General features: G+C 68.9%; 15 protein-coding genes. All 15 read right to left on the reverse strand.

What is annotated here, in order from left to right:
- Positions 1-134 precede the first annotated feature (134 nt).
- On the reverse strand, positions 135-1,778 hold the full coding sequence (locus tag OHA89_RS14095; protein ID WP_406366286.1) for a hypothetical protein: 1,644 nt from the start codon (positions 1,776-1,778) through the stop codon (positions 135-137).
- 604 nt (positions 1,779-2,382) lie between these two features.
- Positions 2,383-2,766: a DUF6113 family protein gene (locus OHA89_RS14100; RefSeq protein ID WP_257554324.1), complete on the reverse strand. Its 384-nt coding sequence runs from the start codon at positions 2,764-2,766 to the stop codon at positions 2,383-2,385.
- Entirely contained in the window at positions 2,763-3,659 is an 897-nt protein-coding gene (mshB, locus tag OHA89_RS14105; protein WP_215145115.1) for an N-acetyl-1-D-myo-inositol-2-amino-2-deoxy-alpha-D-glucopyranoside deacetylase, read from the reverse strand. The genes OHA89_RS14100 and mshB overlap by 4 nt, the downstream gene beginning before the upstream one ends.
- Positions 3,660-3,682: 23 nt before the next feature.
- Positions 3,683-3,877, reverse strand: a complete 195-nt coding sequence (locus OHA89_RS14110) for a hypothetical protein (RefSeq protein WP_053677094.1) — start codon at positions 3,875-3,877, stop codon at positions 3,683-3,685.
- Between the two features lie 381 nt (positions 3,878-4,258).
- Positions 4,259-5,299, reverse strand: a complete 1,041-nt coding sequence (locus OHA89_RS14115; RefSeq protein ID WP_266615129.1) for an ABC transporter ATP-binding protein — start codon at positions 5,297-5,299, stop codon at positions 4,259-4,261.
- A complete protein-coding gene (locus tag OHA89_RS14120) occupies positions 5,292-6,266 on the reverse strand; it encodes an ABC transporter ATP-binding protein (protein ID WP_215145111.1) in 975 nt (324 codons plus the stop codon). Before OHA89_RS14120 ends, OHA89_RS14115 begins: the two co-directional genes overlap by 8 nt.
- Positions 6,267-6,278: 12 nt before the next feature.
- Positions 6,279-7,286 (reverse strand): ABC transporter permease, encoded by a 1,008-nt coding sequence (locus OHA89_RS14125; protein WP_257554328.1) that lies wholly within the window; start codon positions 7,284-7,286, stop codon positions 6,279-6,281.
- The gene (locus OHA89_RS14130; protein ID WP_215145107.1) at positions 7,279-8,202 is read right to left on the reverse strand and encodes an ABC transporter permease; all 924 of its coding nucleotides are present in this window, start codon (positions 8,200-8,202) and stop codon (positions 7,279-7,281) included. The genes OHA89_RS14125 and OHA89_RS14130 overlap by 8 nt, the downstream gene beginning before the upstream one ends.
- Before the next feature lie 30 nt (positions 8,203-8,232).
- Positions 8,233-9,864: an ABC transporter substrate-binding protein gene (locus tag OHA89_RS14135; RefSeq protein WP_266615132.1), complete on the reverse strand. Its 1,632-nt coding sequence runs from the start codon at positions 9,862-9,864 to the stop codon at positions 8,233-8,235.
- Between the two features lie 107 nt (positions 9,865-9,971).
- A complete protein-coding gene (locus OHA89_RS14140) occupies positions 9,972-10,928 on the reverse strand; it encodes a GNAT family N-acetyltransferase (RefSeq protein WP_406366290.1) in 957 nt (318 codons plus the stop codon).
- 204 nt (positions 10,929-11,132) lie between these two features.
- Positions 11,133-12,185 (reverse strand): ABC transporter ATP-binding protein, encoded by a 1,053-nt coding sequence (locus tag OHA89_RS14145; protein WP_215145101.1) that lies wholly within the window; start codon positions 12,183-12,185, stop codon positions 11,133-11,135.
- Positions 12,178-13,233: an ABC transporter ATP-binding protein gene (locus OHA89_RS14150; RefSeq protein WP_257554331.1), complete on the reverse strand. Its 1,056-nt coding sequence runs from the start codon at positions 13,231-13,233 to the stop codon at positions 12,178-12,180. Before OHA89_RS14150 ends, OHA89_RS14145 begins: the two co-directional genes overlap by 8 nt.
- 13 nt (positions 13,234-13,246) lie before the next feature.
- On the reverse strand, positions 13,247-14,203 hold the full coding sequence (locus tag OHA89_RS14155; protein ID WP_215145097.1) for an ABC transporter permease: 957 nt from the start codon (positions 14,201-14,203) through the stop codon (positions 13,247-13,249).
- Positions 14,196-15,143 (reverse strand): ABC transporter permease, encoded by a 948-nt coding sequence (locus OHA89_RS14160; protein WP_215145095.1) that lies wholly within the window; start codon positions 15,141-15,143, stop codon positions 14,196-14,198. The genes OHA89_RS14155 and OHA89_RS14160 overlap by 8 nt, the downstream gene beginning before the upstream one ends.
- A gap of 96 nt (positions 15,144-15,239) precedes the next feature.
- Positions 15,240-16,862: an ABC transporter substrate-binding protein gene (locus OHA89_RS14165; RefSeq protein WP_257554332.1), complete on the reverse strand. Its 1,623-nt coding sequence runs from the start codon at positions 16,860-16,862 to the stop codon at positions 15,240-15,242.
- Between the last annotated feature and the right edge of the window lie 302 nt (positions 16,863-17,164).

Consider the following 17,164-nt stretch of genomic DNA (forward strand, 5'->3'; position numbering starts at 1 on the left):
CGCCCGTACGGGGTCCCGCGCGGCAGTGTCGGCCGTCGTGGGTGCCGTATGACGGATGTCATGCGGCGGGCATGACAGTGCCCCCGCCCGGTGGGGGCGGGGGCACTGGCGGGGGCCACTGAAGGGCCGGGAACCTAGCCTGCGTTGGTGTCGACGACGACGGTCCGTTCGGCCGTGGTCTTGCCGCGCAGGGCCTTGCCGAGGGCGCCGGCGACGTCCTGCGGGGTGACCGCCGTCTTGGCGCCGGTGCCTCGGGTGATCGTGATGCCGTCGAAGGTGTTCCCGTAGGTCTCCTTGAGGGCGTCCAGGTCGAACTTCTCGACCAGGTGGCCCTCGACGGGCTGCATGCTGAGGATCTTGGGCAGGGACTTGCTGCCGAAGGCGATGGTCTTGGGGCCGATCTTGACCGTGGCGTTGGCGGACATCGCCGGTTCGGCGAACTCCTTCATCGCCCGGCCCAGTTCCGCCTCGTCGATGACCGGCGCCTTGGTGGTGACGGGCAGTTCGGTCACGCCCGGGTTGCCGGTGGCGACCATGTCGCGGAAGGACTTGGTGACCAGCGCGACGGAGGCGTCCACATCGAGGGTGGTACCGGGGGTGCCGGGGACGGCCACGGCCTTGCCGGTGTCGAACTTGATGGTGCCCTCGGTGGCCGTGCCGGCGGTGCCCGCGAGCTCCTGGAGCGCGACCTGGAGCTTCTCCTCGTCGACCGGCATCACGGCGTCGGCCTTGCGCTCGTTGCCGAGGAGGGAGCCGATGACGGTGACCGGGTTGTAGTCACTGCCGGCGGCGTTGCGGACGGTGGTCTGGCTGTCCAGGGTCAGGCCGGCCTTCTCGGGCTTCAGCTCGACCTGCTTGCCGCCGACGCTGAGCTGGAGCGGGGCGGCGGCGCGGGTGCCGAAGGCCGTCTGGAGCTTGGCCACGGCCTCGTCGCGGCTGCCGCTGATGTCGACGCTGAGGACGGTGGTGCCCTTGGGGACGTCGGAGTGGTTGAGCAGCAGCCCGGCTCCGTAGGCCACGCCGAGCAGGACCACGATGCCGCCGCCGAGGAGGACCAGCTTGGAGCGGCCCTTCTTGGCGGGCTTCGCGGCCTTGGCGGATGCCTTCTGCTGCGAGGGCGCGGGCCGCGGGACGGCGGGCGCGGGGGCCGGGACCGGGGTCGGCCCGGGGCCGTGGCCGGGGCCCGTCTCGGGTCCGGGCCAGCGCGCGGCCTCTTCGCCCACGGGGCCGCTCCCGAAGCCGGGGCCCGCCGTGGGGCCGGCCGGGAAGCCTTCCTGGCTGCTGTAGGCGGGGAACGCCTCGGTGACGGGGCCGGCGTCGTCCTGGCCGCCGCCGTACGCCGGGTAGCCCTGGGTCGACCCGACGCCGGGGCCGCCCGCGGGCGGGCCGTAGTCCGAGACCGGCGGGGGCGGGGTGCGCGGCGGCGCGAAGCCCGCGTCCGGCGCGGGCGCGGCCTGGGTGCGTACGGGCGGCGGGTAGCCGGCGCCCGGCCCGGCCGGAGGCGGCGGGGTCATCCCCGGAACCGGTCCGGGCCCGGGACCCGGGGCGGGCCGCGGAGCCGGATGCGGGTGCGGGCCCGGGTGCGGGTGCGGAGCCGGGGCCGGTGCGCGCCCCGCGGCGGGCCCGGGCGGCGCAGTGGGCGCCGGGGCGGGAGCGGGGGCGGGCGCCGCGTTGGGCGCCTTGCGCGGGGCGAACCAGTTGCTGGCGGACTCCTCGGGCTCGGCAGGGCCCTGGCCGCCGCGCGCGGGCTCCCGCTCGGCCTCGATCCGCGTCGGCACGGGCTTCGGCCGCCGCCGAGCGGCGGCTCGGCCGCCCGCCCGGGCGTCGGCTCGGGCGCCTGCTGCGGCGTCGGCCGCGCCCCGGGGGACGCGGCGTCGGCCGCGTCGGAGGCAGGTCCCATCGCCTTGCGTACGACCACCGGCGGGATCGGCCGCGAACCCGGGATGTTGATCCGGATCCGGGTCGTCAGGGTGGTCTCGGTCTTGGGCCCGTCCGAGTCGGGCGTGGGCGGCTTCGAGGTCACAGGGTTCTCCTCCGGGGCTGTCGCCGCGCCAGGGCCAGGTGGCACAGCCGTGGACGGATACTGGCCGGTTCCATACGGCGGCGTACCCGAGGGGTAGGCGGCTCCACCGCGCCCTGTGGGCCCGGAGGACGAACTGTCAGTTTCACGACTCAAGGCAGGTTCTCCCGGTTGGCTCCGCCGCCCGTCATACCGTGCGCGGGCAGCTCGGCGGCCCGTCCACCATACTGGCCGCCGCCCTCGCGCAACTGACCCCCAGGAATCAGGGGTTCCTCATAGCCCCCGCCAAACCCCCCTGAAGCCGCCCGCGAGCCCCTGCGAACCCCCGTGGACCTGCCATCTCTAAGGAGTCCGACACCACGTCACTTGGCGGGCCGCGCGGCCGAAACCGGCCGATCCAGCGGACCGCGCATCGTGGCGCACATCACAGCGAAGACGGTTCCACCCAAAAGGTAGACGTACATGCCGATTCCGGACGAACTGAGCAGGAAGTCCCCCTCGGGACGCGGGACACCGAGCAGCACGTACGCCAGGAACCAGCCGACCGCCGCCCCGCCCACCCCGAGTCCGGTGCCGAGTGCGATCCGGCCTCCGAGGAAGAGCCCGAAGGCCGCCAGCAGCGCGAGCAACAGACCGCCGGGGAACCACAGGTCCACCACCAGCCAGCCGGCCAGGCCGGTGAGCGCGCCCAGCACCACCAGGCCAAGACAGCCGGCGATCCGCGCCGGGGTCAGGGGCCCGCTCACGCCGCCACCCCCGCGAACAGGTCGCGCTCGCGCTCGCCCGCCGGCGCTCCCGGCAGGCCCGCGACGAGTTCGTAGTACTCGCGGGCGAACAGCGGCTGGGCCAGGTCGTTGGAGAGGGCGAAGAAGGGCCCGTCCACGGCGATCTGGGTGGCGTGGGCCCGCATGGCGGCCGACTTCGCCGCCACGAGCTCCTGCGCGGCCCCGATCTCGGCGGTGATCTTCTCGTCGGGGACGACCCCGGGCACGTCCTCCGGCGAGGCCAGCCCGGGGAAGGGCGCCTCGGAACCGGCCGCACTCAGCCTGGCGAAGCCCTCCTCGACCACCGAGCGGGGCACGCGGTTCCAGTAGATCTTCCCGACCTCGTGCGGCTCGCCCAGGTCGCGCCGGTACGCGGCCTCCGCGGCCAGTTCGGCGCCGCGCATGGCGACGCGGTGGGCCTGGATGTGGTCGGGGTGCCCGTAGCCGCCGTTCGGGTCGTAGGTGACCAGCACCTGCGGCCGTACCTCCCGGATCACCTCCACGAGGTACGCGGCGGCCTCGTCCACGTCGGCGGACCAGAAGGCCTCCGGGCGGCGGTTCTGCGGGGCGCCCATCATTCCGGAGTCCCGGTAGCGGCCGGGACCGCCGAGGAACCGGTGGTCGGTGACGCCCAGTTCCGCCATGGCGGCGGCGAGCTCGCCGACCCGGTGCGCGCCGAGGCTGTCGTCGCGGTCGGCCGCCAAGTGGGCGAGCCCGGGCGGGATGACCTCGCCCTCTTCGCCGAGGGTGCAGGTCACCAGGGTGACGTGAGCCCCCTCGGCCGCGTACTTGGCCATGGTGACGCCGTTGTTGATCGACTCGTCGTCCGGGTGCGCGTGCACGAGGAGCAGACGACGGGCGGGAAGACCGTTCATGGGCCTAGCCTACGAGGCAGGGCTCAGAACTTGAGGCCACTGATCATGCTGGCCACGTTGGAAGTGAGCTGGCTGAGGGTCGGGGCGATGGTGGAACTCGCCAGGTAGAAACCGAGGAGCACACAGACCACCGCGTGTCCCGCCTTCAGGCCCGACCTTCGGACCAGCAGGAATACGACGATCGCCAGCAGCACCACGGCCGAGATCGAGAGTGCCACGGCGTTTCACCTCCACGTCGAGCGGACATCGGTACGCGTATTAGTGCTCGGCGGGAGTCATACCCACCGTGCGCTACGGATCATAACTTTCCGTACCAGCGCATCGATCGAAATCCGGCAGCACGAGGGGCGCATGGCGCGCATGGGCAGGGGCACACGGGAGGCCGGCCGGAGAGGCTGTACGCCCCTCCGGCCGGCTGTCGGCACCCGCACGGCCGCACGCCACCCAGGCTGCATGCCCCAGATCTCGGGGCAGAAACGGTCAAGTTGCCCGCGTGTAAACGGCGTTGGGGCAGAGCCGCCGTCACGGCGTGGGATATGCGCGCGTGGCCGGAAATAATCGGCTGGCAGGGAAGGGTGGTTCACTCCTCGAGACGCCCCCTAGGGGTTCGCGTCTTCCGGTGGTGCGGGAACCACCTGTTTCTCCGCCGCGAAGTGACAGGCCGAAGGATGGGCCGCCGGGCCCGACGGGAAGACCGCGGGGACCGCGAGCAGCGGCACCTCCGAGGTGCACCTCTCCTGGGCCTTCCAGCAGCGCGTACGGAAGGGGCAGCCCGAGGGCGGGTTCGCAGGTGAGGGCACGTCCCCGGAGAGGATGATCCGCTCGCGGTGGGCGCGGGCCTGCGGGTCCGGGACCGGGACCGCCGACAGCAGGGCCTGGGTGTACGGGTGGGTCGGGTGGTCGTAGATCTGGGTGTCGGAGCCGATCTCCACGATCCGGCCCAGGTACATGACCCCGACCCGGTCCGAGATGTGCCGCACGATCGACAGGTCGTGCGCGATGAACACGTAGGACAGGCTGAACTCGTCCTGGAGGCGCTCCAGGAGGTTGATCACCTGGGCCTGGACGGAGACGTCGAGCGCGGAGACCGGCTCGTCGGCGACGATGATCTCGGGTTGGAGGGCCAGGCCGCGGGCGATGCCGATGCGCTGGCGCTGGCCGCCGGAGAACTGGTGCGGATAGCGGTTGATGTACTCCGGGTTGAGGCCGACCACGTCCAGGAGCTCCTGGACCTTGCGGCGCCGGCTGCCCTTCGGGGCGACCTCGGGATGGATCTCGTACGGCTCCCCGACGATGTCGCCGACCGTCATGCGCGGGTTCAGCGAGGTGTACGGGTCCTGGAACACCATCTGGATGTTGCGCCGGACGGCCTTCAGGGCGCGCCCCGACAGCTTGGTGATGTCCTCGCCCTTGTACGAGATCGCGCCGGCCGTCGGCCGCTCCAGGTTGACCAGCATCTTGGCCACGGTCGACTTCCCGCACCCCGATTCGCCGACGATGCCGAGCGTCTCGCCGGCGCGCAGGTCGAAGGAGACCCCGTCGACCGCCTTCACCGCGCCGATCTGCTTGCGGAAGACGATGCCCCGGGTCAGCGGGTAGTGCTTGACCAGGTCCTTCACTTCCAGAAGGGACTCAGACATGGAGGCACTCCTTCCAGAAGAAGCAGGCGCTGGTCCGATCCTCGGCGACCTGCGCCAGCGGGGGGACCTCGGCCCGGCAGACGGCCTGCGCCATCGGGCAGCGCGGGTTGAAGGCGCAGCCGGGCGGGATGGCGAGCAGGTTCGGGGGCAGGCCCTTGATCGCGTACAGCTCCTGGCCCTTCTGGTCGAGGCGCGGGATGGAGTCCAGCAGGCCGCGCGTGTACGGGTGCGCGGGCGCCTGGTAGATCTGGTGGACGGGGGCCGCCTCGACGATCCGGCCCGCGTACATGACTGCGATCTTGTCGGCGACGTCGGCGACCACGCCCAGGTCGTGGGTGATCAGGATGAGGCCCATGTTGAGCTCGCGCTGGAGCTCGGCCAGCAGGTCCATCACCTGGGCCTGGACGGTGACGTCCAGGGCGGTGGTCGGTTCGTCCGCGATGATCAGCGAGGGTTCCAGCGCCAGCGCCATCGCGATCATGATGCGCTGGCGCATACCGCCGGAGAACTGGTGCGGATAGTCCCCCACGCGCTGCTTGGCCGCCGGGATCTTCACCCGGTCCATCAGCTCGACGGCCTTGCCCTTGGCTTCCTTGCGGGACATCCCGCGGTGGACCTCGTACATCTCGCCGAGCTGCGCGCCCACGCTGAGCACGGGGTTCAGGGAGGAGAGGGCGTCCTGGAAGATCATCGCCATGTCGGCGCCGCGGATCTTCCGCCGGTCCTCCTCCTTCATCTTCAGCAGGTCCCGGCCCTTGAAGAGGATCTCGCCGCCCGCGATCCGGCCCGGCGGCGTCTCCAGGATGCCCATCACGGCCTGGGCGGTCACCGACTTGCCGGAGCCCGACTCGCCGAGCACGGCGAGCGTCTCGCCCTCGTCCACCGAGTAGTCGACGCCGTTGACCGCCTTCGCGACTCCGTCGCGCGTCTTGAATTCCACGTGCAGGTCGCGGACTTCGAGCAGCATGTGCGGGGCTCCTCAGCGCAGCTTGGGGTCGAGGGCGTCGCGCACCGCGTCGCCGAGCATGATGAAGGCGAGCACGGTCAGGCTGAGCGCGCCCGCCGGCCAGAGCAGCATGTGCGGGGCGTTGCGGATCTGCGAGGCCGCGTTGGAGATGTCGATGCCCCAGGAGACGGTGGGCGGGCGCAGGCCGACGCCGAGGAAGGACAGGGTGGCTTCCAGGGCGATGTAGGTGCCGAGCGCGATGGTGGCGACGACGATGACGGGCGCGATGGCGTTGGGCGCCACGTGCCGCAGCAGCATCCGGGCGTTGCCGGCGCCGAGCGCGCGGGCGGCCTGGACGTAGTCGTTCTGTTTGGCGGTGATCACCGAGCCGCGGGCGATGCGGGCGAGCTGCGGCCAGCCGAGCAGCACGATGAAGCCGACCACGGGCCAGACGGTGGTGCTGGTGACGACGGACAGGAAGACCAGGCCGCCCAGGATCACCGGGATGCCGAAGAAGATGTCCGCGACCCGGGAGAGCAGCGAGTCCCCCCAGCCCCCGAAGAAGCCGGCGAACCCGCCGAGTGCGGAGCCGAGCAGGGCGGCGCCGAGGGTGGCGCACACGCCCACGGTGATGGAGGCGCGGGCGCCGTAGACGGTACGCGTGTACACGTCGCAGCCCTGGGTGTCGTAGCCGAAGGGGTGGCCGGGTGAGGCGCCCTGCTGGGACTTGGACAGGTCGCATTGCAGCGGGTCGCCACTGGCGATGAGCTGCGGCCAGATCGAGATGACCACGAGGAACAGGATCACCAGCGAGGAGATGACGAAGACGGGGTTGCGACGCAGCTGGTGCCAGGCGTCGGACCACAGGGAGCGGGGCTTCTCCTTGGGCCCGGAGCCGGCCGGCTTGTCGCCGAGCGTCTTCTCCAGACTCTCGGCCTCGTCCAGCGCGAGATCCATGGGCCCGCCCGCGCCGGTGGGTGCGATGGCTTCCCCCTCTCCGGGCTCCAGCGGGTCGTAGGCGGGCGGCTCGGGCTCAGGCATAACGGATCCTCGGGTCCAGGACCGCGTAGAGCAGGTCGACGAGCAGGTTCGCCAGCAGGAAGACGATGACGAGGATGGTCACGAAGCCGACCACGGTGGGGGAGTTGTTGCGCAGGATGCCCTGGTAGAGCTGGTAGCCGACGCCGTGGATGTTGAAGATCCGCTCGGTGACGATGGCGCCGCCCATGAGCGCGCCGATGTCGGTGCCGATGAAGGTGACCACCGGGATCAGCGAGTTCCGCAGCAGGTGGCGGGTGATGACCCTGTGGCGCGGCAGTCCCTTGGCGGTGGCGGTGCGGACGTAGTCGGCCTTGGCGTTCTCGGCGATGGAGGTGCGCGAGAGCCGGGTCACGTACGCGAGCGAGACCAGGGCGAGGACGATGCCGGGCAGGATCAGCTCGTTGAAGGGGGCGTCCGGGGAGACGGTGGGCCGGACCCACCCCCATTTGACGCCGAAGAGGTACTGGAGCAGGTAGCCCGTCACGAAGGTGGGCACCGAGATGACGACGAGGGTCATCACCAGCACGGAGGTGTCGATGGACTTGCCGCGGCGCAGTCCGCTGACCACGCCGAAGGTGATGCCGAAGACGATCTCGATGAGGATCGCGATGACGGTCAGGCGCAGGGTGACCGGGAAGGCCGTCGCCATCAGCTCGGTGACGGGCTGGCCGTTGAAGGCCGTTCCGAAGTCGCCCTGGAAGATCTGGCCCATGTAGTGGAGGTACTGCTCCCACAGGGGGCGGTCGAGGTAGAGGTCCTTGCGGATGCGCGCGGCGGTGGCCGGGTCGGGCGCCTTGTCGCCGAAGAGGGCCGCGACCGGGTCACCGAGCGCGTACACCATGAAGAAGATCAGGAAGGTGCTGCCGATGAACACGGGGATCATCTGGAGCAGCCGCCGGATCACATAACGTCCCATGGACTGCTCCAGGATCGATCCGTCGGTGGGTCAGCTGACCTTGATCTGGTCGTAGACCGGCACGCTGAACTGGTTGAGCGCGACGTCCGTGATCCGCTCCGAGTGCCCGGCGCTGCCGTTCTGGTACCAGAGCGGGATGGACGGCATCTGGTCGGCGAGGATCTTCTCGGCGTTCTGGAACGTGGCGGTCGCCTTGGCGGAGTCGCTCTCCTGGTTGGCCTGGTCGACGAGCTTGTCGAACTCCGGGTTGCTGAACTTGCCGTAGTTGGAGGAGGCGCCGGTGTAGTACAGCGGCTGCAGGAAGTTCTGGATCAGCGGGTAGTCGGCCTGCCAGCCGGAGCGGAAGGGGCCGGTCAGCTTGAAGCTGCTCTGCTGGTTCCTGAAGTCGGCGAAGGTGCCGATGGGGTTGACCGTGCAGACCGGGCCCTCGCCCAGCGCGTTGTTGATGCTGTTGCAGACGGCGTCCATCCAGTCGCGGTGCGAGCCGGTGTCCACGTTGGAGGTCAGCGTGACCTTGCCGCCGGGCAGTCCGCCGCCCTCCTGGATGAGCTTCTTGGCCTCGGTGGGGTTGAAGGTGCAGGCGTCGCCGCACGCGGTGGCGCTGAACCCGCCCTTTTCGCCGAGGGCCGGGGAGGTCCAGTCCTTGGCGGGGGTGCGGGTGTCCCGGAAGATCTGCTTGGTGATCTCGTCGCGGTTGATCGCCATCGAGATGCCGCGGCGGACCTTCTCCGAGCCCTCCTTGTTCCACTGCGGGTCGTACAGCGGGAAGGTGAGGGTCTGGATGATCAGGGCCGGCTGGTTGATGTAGCTGTCGCCGAGGTCGTTCGCGACGTTCTTCAACTGCTGCGCCGGGACGTCGTCGACGAGGTCGAGGTTGCCGGAGATCAGGTCGGTGTAGGCGGTGTTGTTGTCCGTGTAGACCTTGAGGTCCACGCCGTCGTTCTGCGCCTTGTCCGTACCGGGGTAGCCGTCCCACTTGCGCAGCTTCATGCCGGTGCCCTTGGTGTACGAGTCCACCGTGTACGGGCCGTTGCCGACCGGCTTGGCGAGCCAGCCGTTGTGGTCGGTGAAGAAGGCCTGGGGCAGCGGGGAGAAGGCCTGGTAGCCGAGGGTCTCGGGCCAGGTGGAGAACTTCGCCTTCAGTGCGACGGTGAAGGTCTTGGGGTCCTTGACGACCAGGCCCTTCATCGTCTTGGCCTTGGGCTCGCCGGAGGCCGGGTGCAGGTCCTCGTAGCCGACGATGTCCGAGAAGAACGGCGAGTTGTTCTGCTTGTTGCGCACGTCCGCCCCGTAGTTCCAGGCGTCCACGAAGGACTGGGCGGTGACGGGCTCGTCGTTGCTGAACTTCCAGCCGTCCTTCAGCGTGATCGTGAAGTTCTGGCTGTCGGTGGTCTCGATCTTCTCGGCGAGGAAGTTCAGCGCCTCTCCGGTCTTCGGATCGTAGCGCTTCAGGCCCCGGAAGAGCATGTCCAGCACCTTGCCGCCCTGCACCTCGTTGGTGTTGGCGGGCTCCAGTGGGTTCTGCGGGTCACCCCACGAGGAGCTCACGATCCCCGCGCCCTCGCCACTGCCTCCGCCTCCGTCGCTTCCGCCGCAGGCCGTCGCCGCGAGGGCGACGGCCATCGCACATGCGGCCCACTTGGCGTGGGTGGCTCCGCGCATGGAGTGCCTCCTAGGAATCCCAAGACTCGCTTAGGGCCCTATGTCACACTATGCGGGTTCGCGCACACCCCCTGTTGGACCGATTGCACCCGCGCGTCCGCCGCCTGTCACCCCTGCGAGTGCAAAGGCAGCTCCCAGGTGTCGACCGCGTAGTGCAGGCCCATGCCGTGCGCCTCGTAGAGCCCGAGTGCGCCGGTTTCGTTGTGGATGTCCACGCCGAGGCCGACGGTGTCCCGGCCGCGTGCCGCGTAGGCCGCGAAGCCGTGGCGGAGCAGGTAGCCGCCGATGCCGCGGCCGCGCAGGTCCTCCCGTACGCCGATGTGGCTGAGCCAGCCCATGCTCGTACGGTCGTCCCGGCTGAGCAGCACGGCCACGTCGCCCTCGCCGGGCAGGGAGGCGATCCACACCAGGGACCAGTCGAGCCTGCGCGCGTCCAGATGGTCCAGCCAGGGCTCGTACGCGCGCTCCACATGGCCGAAGTGCGCCGCGAAGGTCTGCTCGACCAGGGCGTGGGCCCGGTGGCGGTCGGCCTCGTCGGCGGAGCAGTCGCGCAGGGTGAGCCCTTCCGGCGGGGCGGGGGGAAGGTCGCCGGCCGGGTCCAGGGTCCGGGTCAGCACCTGGTAGCGGCGGACGCTGCGGTAGCCACGCGCGGTCAGGAGGGAGAGGTCGATGGTGGGCTTCACGTTGAGCTGGATCCGCAGCCAGGCCTGCCCTGCCCCGGCGGCCAGCTCGCGAGCCCGGATCTCCATCAGCTCCAACAGCCGCTGGGCGGCTCCCCTGTGGCCGGGCAGTACGTAGTGGTCGCCGTAGACCTGGCCGGGCTCTCCGTCCGCCCAGACCAGGGCATAGCAGACGAGCCGCGAGCCGTGGAAGGCGAGCCAGGAATCGGTGGCCAGATCGATGTCGGGGCGGTTCAGATCGGCTTCGACGCTGCCGAGATCGGTCTCCGGGCGACCGATCTCGATCACGTCGACGGCATTGAGCAGGGCGCAGATGTCGGCCGCGTCCCCTGGTCCGGCGGGGCGGTGGGTCAGGACGGTCAAGACAGGCATCTTGTCGGTCATCCGGCCACTGTCGGGCGGCGCGGCGTGCGGGCGCAACTCCCACACTCCAGCCTCGCCGGCGTTTGAGGCGCGGGGGCTCGGGGGCAGAGCCCCCGCAACGGCGCCGCACGCGTCGGCTCCGCGCCCCCGGCCCTGGGAAACGCCAGGGCGCCCGGGCCGGATGGTGATCCGGTCCCGGGCGCCCTGGTGACATACGGCGGCGGATCAGACGGCCAGAATGGCCTTCTCCTCCGCGAAGTGGCACGCCGACTCGTGCGCGGCAAAGGTGTCCTGGCCCTTGAAGCGCTCCGGGATCGCCAGCAGCGGCTCCTCGGTGGCGCACTTGTCCTGGGCCTTCCAGCAGCGGGTGCGGAAGCGGCAGCCCGACGGCGGGTTGGCCGGGGACGGGACGTCGCCGGTGAGGATGATGCGCTCGCGGTTCTCGCGGACCTCGGGGTCCGGGACGGGGACCGCCGACAGCAGCGCCTGGGTGTAGGGGTGCGTCGGGTGGTCGTAGATCTGCGTGTCCGTGCCGATCTCGGCCATCTTGCCGAGGTACATGACGCCCACGCGGTCCGAGATGTGCCGGACGATCGACAGGTCGTGCGCGATGAAGACGTAGGACAGGTTGAACTCGTCCTGGAGCTTCTCCATCAGGTTGATGACCTGCGCCTGCACCGACACGTCGAGCGCGGAGACCGGCTCGTCGCAGATGATGATCTCCGGGTTGAGCGCGAGGCCGCGGGCGATGCCGATGCGCTGGCGCTGGCCGCCGGAGAACTGGTGCGGGTAGCGGTTGATGTACTCCGGGTTGAGGCCCACGACGTCCAGGAGTTCCTGGACCTTGCGGCGCCGGTCGCCCTTGGGAGCCACCTCGGGGTGGATCTCGTACGGCTCCCCGATGATGTCGCCGACCGTCATGCGCGGGTTCAGCGAGGTGTACGGGTCCTGGAACACCATCTGGATGTTGCGGCGGACGACCTTGAGGGCCCGGCCGGACAGCTTGGTGATGTCCTGGCCCTTGTAGAAGACCTCGCCGGCGGTGGCGGTCTCCAGGCTCATCAGGAGCTTGGCGACGGTCGACTTGCCGCAGCCGGACTCGCCCACGATGCCGAGGGTCTCGCCCTGGTAGAGGTCGAAGGAGATCCCGTCGACCGCCTTGACCGCGCCGACCTGCTTCTTGAACAGGATGCCCTGGGTCAGCGGGAAGTGCTTGACCAGGTTGCGGACCTGGAGGATCGGCTCGCGCTCGGTGACGTTCTTGGTGAGCTCAGCCATTGATCTGCTCCTTCCAGAAGTGGCACGCGCTGGTGCGGCCGGACAGCTCGGTGCCGTCCTGCGCGGTCACCTGGTGCAGGACCGGCACGTCGGTGCGGCAGATGTCCTGCGCCTTGGGGCAGCGCGGGTTGAAGGCGCAGCCCGAGGGGATGTTGAGCAGGTTGGGCGGCAGGCCCTTGATCGCGTAGAGCTCCTGGCCCTTCTGGTCCAGGCGCGGGATCGAGTCCAGCAGGCCCCGGGTGTACGGGTGCGCCGGGTTCTTGTAGATCTCGTGGACCGGGGCGTTCTCGACGATCCGGCCGCCGTACATGACGGCGATCTTGTCCGCGACGTCGGCGACGACGCCGAGGTCGTGGGTGATCAGGATCAGGCCCATGTTCATCTCGCGCTGGAGCTCCGCGAGCAGGTCCATGACCTGGGCCTGGACCGTCACGTCGAGAGCCGTGGTCGGCTCGTCGGCGATGATCAGGTCCGGCTCCAGGGCCATCGCCATGGCGATCATGATGCGCTGGCGCATACCGCCGGAGAACTGGTGCGGGTAGTCACCCACGCGCGCCTTGGCGGCGGGGATCTTCACCCGGTCCATGAGCTCGACGGCCTTGGCCGTGGCGTCCTTCTTGGACATCCCGCGGTGGACGCGGTACATCTCGCCGAGCTGGGCGCCGACGGTGTGCACCGGGTTCAGCGAGGACAGCGCGTCCTGGAAGATCATCGCGATCTTCTGGCCGCGGACCTTGCGGAACTCCTCGGCCGGGAGCTTCAGCAGGTCGGTGCCCTGGAACAGGATCTCGCCGGACGGGATCTTGCCGGGGGGCATGTCCAGGATGCCCATGATGGCCTGTGCCGTCACGGACTTGCCGGAGCCGGACTCGCCGAGGACGGCGAGGGTCTCGCCGGCGTTCACGGAGTACGAGACACCGTTGACGGCCTTGGCGACACCGTCGCGGGTGTGGAACTCGACGTGCAGGTCTCGCACTTCGAGCAGCGGGATGCCCTCCGGCGCCGAGCGGGGCGCGGGGACGTTCGAGGTCTTGTCGATGATGGTCAACGTACGCCCTTCCTCAGCGCAGCTTCGGGTCGAGGGCGTCGCGCACCGCGTCGCCGACCATGATGAACGCGAGCACCGTGATGCTCAGCGCGCCGGCCGGGAAGAGGAGCACGTGCGGAGCCTGGAGCCAGCGGACGGAAGCGTCGCTGACCATCAGGCCCCAGGAGATCTCCGGGGGCTGGACGCCGATACCGAGGTACGACAGGGCCGCCTCGGCGGAGATGTACACACCCAGGCTGATCGCGCCGACCACGATGACGGGGGCGACGGCGTTCGGCAGGATGTGCCGGATCGTGATGCGCCAGGCGCCGGCACCGAGGGCGCGGGCGGCCATCACGTAGTCGTTGTTCTTGTTCTGCAGCACCGAGGACCGCATGATGCGGAAGATCTGCGGCCAGCCGAGGGTGGCCAGAACGATGGAGACCGTCCAGGCGTTGCCGGGCAGGGCGGACATGATCAGCATGCCGCCGAGGAGCAGCGGGAGCGCGAAGAAGATCTCGGCGAAGCGGGACAGCACGCTGTCGGCGATTCCGCCGAGCCAGCCGGCCAGCAGACCGAGGCCGCCGCCGACGATGATCACCAGGGTGGTGGTGACCACGCCGACGATCACGGAGTTCCGGGCCGCCCAGACGGTACGCGTGTAGACGTCGCAGCCCTGGATGTCGAAACCGAACCAGTGGTCCGCGCTCGGGGTCTTGAGCGAGTTCTGCAGGGTGCAGGCGGTGGCGTCGAACGGGCTGCCGTCGGTGAACCACTGCGGCACGGCCGACAGGACCAGCATGGCCAGCACCAGCACGGTGCCGATCAGGAAGATCGGGTTGCGGCGCAGGTCGCGGATCGCGTCGGACCAGAGGCTGGCCTCGCGGTCCTTCTTCTTCTTGCCGTTGCCCTTGACCGGGGCGCTCGTGGCGGGGGCTCCGGTGGTCTGGGTGTCGGTCAACTCATCCCCCACCGTAGTTGTGTCACGCATAGCGGATCCTCGGGTCGAGCACGGCGTACAGCAGGTCCACCAGCAGGTTGGCGACGAGGTAGATGAGGACCAGGAGCGTCACACCGCCGACGACGACGGCGCCCTGCTTGAGGTACACGGACTGGGCGAGCAGACCGCCGAGGCCGTGGATGTTGAAGATGCGCTCGGTGATGACCGCGCCGCCCATGAGGCCACCGAGGTCGGCTCCGAGGAACGTGACGATCGGGATGAGCGCGTTGCGCAGCGCGTGGTTCACGACGACGCGGCGACGGGGCAGGCCCTTCGCGGTCGCGGTGCGGACGTAGTCCGCGCGCATCGTCTCCATCAGGCTGGTCCGGGTCAGTCGGGCCACGTACGCCAGCGAGGTCGAGGCGAGGACGAACGCCGGGAGGAGATAGGCACGGATGCCGTCGGCCTCGTTGAAGGAGACCGGGAAGAAGTCGATGCCCCAGGCGTCCTTGAGCTCCACGCCGAGCGTCAGCTGCAGCACGAAGCCGGTGACGAAGACGGGGATGGAGATGACCATCAGGGTGGACAGCAGCACCAGCTGGTCGAGGAACTTCCCGCGGCGCAGCGCGGCCATGACGCCGGCGAGGACGCCGACGATGGCCTCCATGATGAACGCGATCAGACCGAGGTTCACCGTGTACGGGAACGCTTCGGTGATGAGGTCGATCACCTTGCGGCCGGTGAGGGTTTCACCGAGGTCGCCCTGGAAGACGCCGCTGATGTAGTTCCAGTACTGCATCAGGAACGGGTCGTCGAGGTGGTACTTCTCGCGCAGCATCGCCGCGACGAGCGGGTCGGCCTTCTTGTCACCCGCGAGGAGCTGAATCGGGTCAGCTCCCGGCATGTGGAAGGTCAACGTGTAGATCAGGAACGTGGCACCGAGCAGAACAGGGATCGCCTGTATGAGTCGGCGGATGAGGTAGCGGCCCATCAGACCTCCAGCAGAAGAGCAGGGGGAAGGGGCAGACAGACGGAAACCTGATTCCGTCTGCCCGCCCCCGTTGTCCCCTTGGTGTGAAGAAGGGTGTTAGTTGAGCTCGACCGTGGCCAGGTCCATGCGGCCCTGGGCGTCGATCTCAACGTTCTTCACGGACTTGGAGTAGGCCGAGGAAGACATGTAGGTGAAGACCGGGATGTACGGCAGGTCCTTGATGATGATGTCATCGGCCTGCTGGTACAGCTTGAGGCCCTCTGCCGGGTCCGTCGCCTTGTCGGCGTTGTCCATGACGGTCTCGAACTCCTCGTTGACGTAGGCACCGTAGTTGGAGCCGTTGTCGATCGCGATCTTGGAGAAGATCGGACGGAGGTAGTTCTCGGCCGCCGGGTAGTCCATGGACCACGCCATGCGGAAGGCGCCCTTGTACTTCTGGTCGCCCAGCTCGGTCAGCATGTCGCCGAACTTGGTGAACGGCTTGGCGGTGACCTCGATGCCGAGGTTCGCCTTCAGCTGGTTGCCGACGGCCTCGATCCACTCCTTGTGGCCGCCGTCGGCGTTGTAGCCGAGCTCCAGCTTGTTGCCGGGGATGCCACCGGCCTGGGTGTAGAGCTCCTTGGCCTTGGTCGGGTTGTACGTACCGACCTCACCCAGGGCGCCCTTGCGGTAGCCCGGGACGATGGGGCTGATGAAGTCATCGGCCGGCTTGCGGGTGCCGTTGAAGATGGTCTTCGTGATGGCTTCCCGGTCGATGGCCATCGAGATGGCCTTGCGGATCTCGACCTTGCCGAACGCCTCGGGGTTCGTCTTCAGCGGGAGACCGATGTAGCCGACGCCGGACTCGGGCTTGTAGAGGTAACGGTCGCCGAACTCCTGGGAGACGGTGGCCATCGCCGAGATCGGGAGCTTGTCGACGATCTGGATGGTGTCGGCGCGCAGGTCGTTGTACGCGGTGTCCAGGTTGTCGTAGATCTTGAAGGTGACGCCCTCGAGCTTGGCGCGACCCTCGGAGGGGTACTTGTCGTACCTCTTGATCTTGATCTGCTTGTTGTGCTCCCAGGTGCCGTCCATCTGGAAGGCGCCGTTGCCGATCGGGGCCTCGCCGAACTTCTTCGGGTCGGCTTCGAAGGCCTTCGGCAGCGGGTAGAAGGCGTTGTAGCCCAGCATCGTCTTGAACTGGGAGAACGGAGCCTTCAGCGAGACGGTGAAGGTCTTCTCGTCGACGACCTTCAGGCCCTTGAGCTCGGTGGCGGTGGGCTTCTTGTCCTTGCCCGGCGCCAGCTCCTCGGAGCCCTCGATCTTGTCGTAGAAGGGCAGGCCCTCTGCGGCGTTGTCCTGGTTGGCTCCCCAGTTCCAGGCGCGGACGAACGACTGCGCGTCGACCTTCTCGCCGTTGTGGAAGGTGAAGCCGTCCTTGATCTTGATCGTCCAGGTCTTCGAGTCCGTGGTGGTGATGGACTCGGCGACCGCGAGCTTCGGCTCATTGGTCTTGTTGTCATACTCGACGAGGCCCTTGAAGAGCGCGTTGAGAACCTCAGCGCCTTCGGACTCGGCGGTGTTCTGACCGACCAGACCGTGCTGCGGCTCGCCGAGCACCACGGTGATGTTTCCACCGGACTTGCTGCCGGCCTCGTCCTTGCTGGTGCTGCAAGCCGTGGCAGCCATCGCCACGATGACGGCACCCGCGACCCACTTGGCGCTCGTTGCTCCGCGCATGGGTAATTGCCTCCTCAGGAGTCACTGTCGATACGTGAAGGGCCCGGCACTCGCTGACACCCCTGACAGCGATTTCCGGCCCCATCGTGTGTGCTCGTGAGTCGGCGCTCCCCACAGCGCGTGACCCATTGACCCGAGCTCAATGGAGCCATCCTCAGGGACGCCTAGACCGTAAACCACACTTAAGTGGTCTCGTTTTCACAACATCGCCCCATGTCGAAAACCCGAAATCCGGACAAACGGATAGGAGACAGACACGTGCGAAACGGACGGTTAGTTCACCTTCCGGAGCGTCACGGTCG

Source organism: Streptomyces sp. NBC_01546 (assembly GCF_045208355.1).
In the GTDB taxonomy this organism is placed as follows: Bacteria; Actinomycetota; Actinomycetes; order Streptomycetales; family Streptomycetaceae; genus Streptomyces.